The organism is Kineococcus indalonis (assembly GCF_009906395.1).
Taxonomy (GTDB): Bacteria; Actinomycetota; Actinomycetes; order Actinomycetales; family Kineococcaceae; genus Kineococcus; species Kineococcus indalonis.
In genome coordinates, this window is the sequence record NZ_JAAALM010000412.1 from 1 (window position 1) to 3664 (window position 3664).

A 3664-nucleotide genomic window follows, 5' to 3' on the forward strand; every position below is an offset into this window, starting at 1 on the left:
GCGCGTCCTGGACCTGCCCGCCCCGCCCGGGCGCCCCGCCGGGCAGCCCGGCCCCGGCCGCCTGGCCCTGCTGACCCTGGACCCCGGCGACCCGCGCCGGCCGTTCGTGCTCGGCCCGCAGACGCTGCCGCAGCTGCGCGAGGCGCTGGAGGAGGCCGGGCGCCTGGCCGCCGCCGGGGAGGTCGTCGCCGTGGGGGTCACCGGCGTGCGGGGCGTCTTCTGCGCCGGGGCGGACCTGAAGTCCATGGCCGCCACCCCCGACCGCGAGGCCGCGCTGGCCACCGGCCGCCTCGGCCACGACGTGCTCGGCCGCCTCGCCACCCTGGGCGTGCCCTCGTTCGCGTACGTCAACGGCCTGGCCCTGGGCGGCGGGCTGGAGACCGCGCTGCACGCCACCCACCGCACCGTGGCCACCACCGCGCGCGGCCTGGGCCTGCCCGAGACGCACCTGGGCCTGGTGCCCGGCTGGGGCGGCACCTGGCTGCTGCCGCACCTGGCCGGTCCCGACGTCGCCGTGAAGGTCGCGGTGGAGAACGCCCTGGCGGGCAACCGCACGATCACCGGCCCGCAGGCCGTGCAGCTCGGGATCGCCGACCTGGCCGTGGAGCCGGCGGACTTCCTGCTGCAGTCGCTGCGCTGGACCGCCGCCGTGCTCACCGGCGAGGTGGAGGTGCCCCGGCGCACCCCGCTGGAGGGCGCGCAGGAGGCCGCCGCGTGGGAGGCCGCGGTCGCGCGCGGGCGCGCCGTCGCCGACGCGCGCGTGCGCGGCGCCGCCCCCGCCCCCTACCGCGCCCTGGACCTCATCGCCGCCGCGCGCACCAACGGGCGCGAGGAGCACTTCGCCGCCGAGGACGCCGCGATCGGCGACCTCGTGCTCTCCCCGCAGCTGCGCGCGGGCCTGTACGCCTTCGACCTCGTGCAGCGCTACGGCCGGGGGCCCACCGGAGCGCCGGCGAGGGAGCTGGCCCGCGAGGTCACCTCCGTCGGCGTCGTCGGCGCCGGCCTGATGGCCTCCCAGCTGGCGCTGCTGTTCCTGCACCGCCTGCAGGTGCCCGTCGTGCTCACCGACGTCGACGACGCCCGCGTCTCCAAGGGCCTGCAGTCCGTGCGCTCCGGCGTGGACGAGCTGCACGCCAGGGGGCGCATCACCGCCGACACCGCCAACCGCCTGAAGGCGTCGGTGTCCGGCTCGGTGGACAAGTCCGCCCTGGCCGGCTGCGACTTCGTCGTCGAGGCCGTCTTCGAGGAGATGGCCGTCAAGCACGCCGTGCTGCGCGAGCTGGAGCCGCTGCTGCGCGAGGACGCGGTGATCGCCACGAACACCAGTTCCCTCTCGGTCACGGAGATGGGCTCGGTGCTGGCGCACCCCGAGCGGTTCGCGGGGTTCCACTTCTTCAACCCCGTCGCGGTGCTGCCGCTGGTGGAGGTGGTGCGCACCGGGCGCACCGACGACGCGACGCTGGCCACGGCCTTCGCCGTGGGCGCGGCGCTGAGGAAGACGTGCGTGCTGGTGCGCGACGCGCCCGCGTTCGTCGTCAACCGCATCTCCACGCGCATGTTCGACGAGGTGGTGCGCGCCGTGGACGCCGGCACCGACCTGGTGGTCGCCGAGCGCGCCCTGGACGAGCTGGGCCTGCCGATGACGCCGTTCCGGCTGGCGTCCTTCGTCGGCCCGGCCGTCATGCTGCACGTGCACGAGACCCTCGCCGCGGCGTTCCCCGAGCGCTACCGCGTCTCGGAGAACCTGCGCCGCTGGGTGGGGGCCGGGGCCCCGGACCTGGTGACCCCTAAGGGCCCGGTGGAGCCCACCGGCGCCGCCGAGCGCGTCCTGCAGCAGGGCGGGCAGCCCCTCAGCGGGCCCGAGCTGCTGCGCCGGGTGCAGGACGCGCTGGCCGACGAGGTGCGCCGCGTCCTCGACGAGGGCGTGGTCGCCGGCCCGCAGGACGTGGACGTGTGCCTGGTGCTGGGCACCGGGCACCCGCTGCACACCGGCGGGATCACGCCCTACCTGGACCGCGTGGGCGCCTCCGAGCGCGTCACCGGCCGGCGGTTCCACCCGGCCTGAGCCGCGCGCACCCGTCGCCGGGTCAGGCCGAGGGCTCCTGCTCGGCCCGGCCCGGCGGCGTGATCGCCCGCTTGAGGATCTTGCCGGTGGGGCCCTTGGGCAGCTCGGCGACGACCCACACCCGCCGCGGGTACTTGTACGGCGCCAGGTTCGCCCGCACGTGCGCCTGCAGCTCCTCCGGCGTCGCGCTGACCCCCGCCCGCAGCACCACCGCCGCGCCGACCTCCTCGCCCACCAGCGGGTCGGGGAAGCCGACCACGGCGGCCTCGGCGACGGCGGGGTGCTCGTAGAGCACCTCCTCCACCTCGCGCGGGTACACGTTGAAGCCCGCCCGGTCGATCATGTCCTTGGCGCGGTCGACGATGCGGTAGTACCCGTCGGCGTCGCGGGTGGCCAGGTCGCCGCTGCGGAACCAGCCGTCGACGACCGCCGCGGCGGTGGCCGCCTCGTCGCGCCAGTACCCCCGCATGACGTTCTCGCCGCGGACGACGATCTCCCCGACCTCCCCCTCGGGCACCGGCGAGCCGTCCGCGGAGCGCAGGTCCATCTCGCAGCCGCGCACGGGGGTGCCGATGGAGCCGGGCCTGCGCTCGGCGTCGGGGTGGTTGAAGGAGGCCACCGGGGAGGTCTCGCTGAGGCCGTAGCCCTCCAGGACCACCGCGCCGAAGCGCTCCTCGAACCCGCGCAGCACCTCCACCGGCAGCGAGGCGCCCCCGGAGACGCACCGGCGCAGCGAGGACAGGTCGTACCGCTCGGCGCCGGGGTGGTTCAGCAGCGCGACGTACATCGTGGGCACCCCGGAGAACAGGCTCACCCGGTCGCGCTCGAGCACGGCGAGCGCGGCCTCGGGGGTGAAGCGCGGCAGCAGGGTCAGCTGGGCGCCGGCGACCACCGCGGCGTTCATCGCGCACGTCTGCCCGAAGGCGTGGAACAGCGGCAGCGCGCCCAGGACGGTCTCCTCCGGCCCCACCCGCACCAGCGTCTCCTGGGTGGTCACCGCGTTGCTCACCAGGTTGCGGTGCGTCAGCGCCGCGCCCTTGGGGGCGCCGGTGGTGCCGGAGGTGTACAGCAGCACGGCCACGTCCTGCGGGTCCGGCTCGTGCGGGTGCGGGTCCGGCCGCACGCCGGCCAGCAGCTCGGCGGTGGCCGCGGGCTCCACCACGAGCACGCGGGTGCCGGTGCCCGCGGCGCCGGCGTGGACGGCGTCGGCCACGGCGTGCCACGCGAACGCCAGCCGCGCGCCGGAGTCGGCCAGGTGGTGCGCGACCTCCCGGCCGCGCAGCAGCGGGTTCACCGGCACCACGACGCCGCCGGCGCGCAGCACCCCGTGGTAGAGCACCGGGAAGTGCGGCACGTTGGGCAGCACCAGCGCCACGCGGTCCCCCGGCGCCACGCCCTCGGCGCGCAGCAGCGCGGCCACCCGGGCGGTGGCGTCGTCGAGGGCGCGCCAGGTCAGGACGGTGTCGTCCAGGCGCACGGCGGGGGCGTCGGGTCGGGTGCGCGCGTGCTCGGCGATCACGGCGGCGAACGGGCGGGGGGTGCTCATCGGTGCTCCTGCAGACGACGTCGGCCACGGGCCCGCGCAGTCTCACACACGCC

At 76.8% G+C, this 3664-nt stretch carries 2 protein-coding genes; one reads left to right on the forward strand and one right to left on the reverse strand.

The genetic code is table 11. The annotated features are described in order from the left end of the window. The coding region (locus GTR00_RS16595) for a 3-hydroxyacyl-CoA dehydrogenase NAD-binding domain-containing protein (RefSeq protein ID WP_323132548.1) at positions 1–2065 on the forward strand (2065 nt) is incomplete at its 5' end. Positions 2066–2087: 22 nt separating this feature from the next. Here GTR00_RS16595 and GTR00_RS16600 read toward each other — a convergent pair. Then, entirely contained in the window at positions 2088–3611 is a 1524-nt protein-coding gene (locus tag GTR00_RS16600) for a long-chain-fatty-acid--CoA ligase (RefSeq protein WP_166612693.1), read from the reverse strand. Positions 3612–3664: the final 53 nt, after the last annotated feature.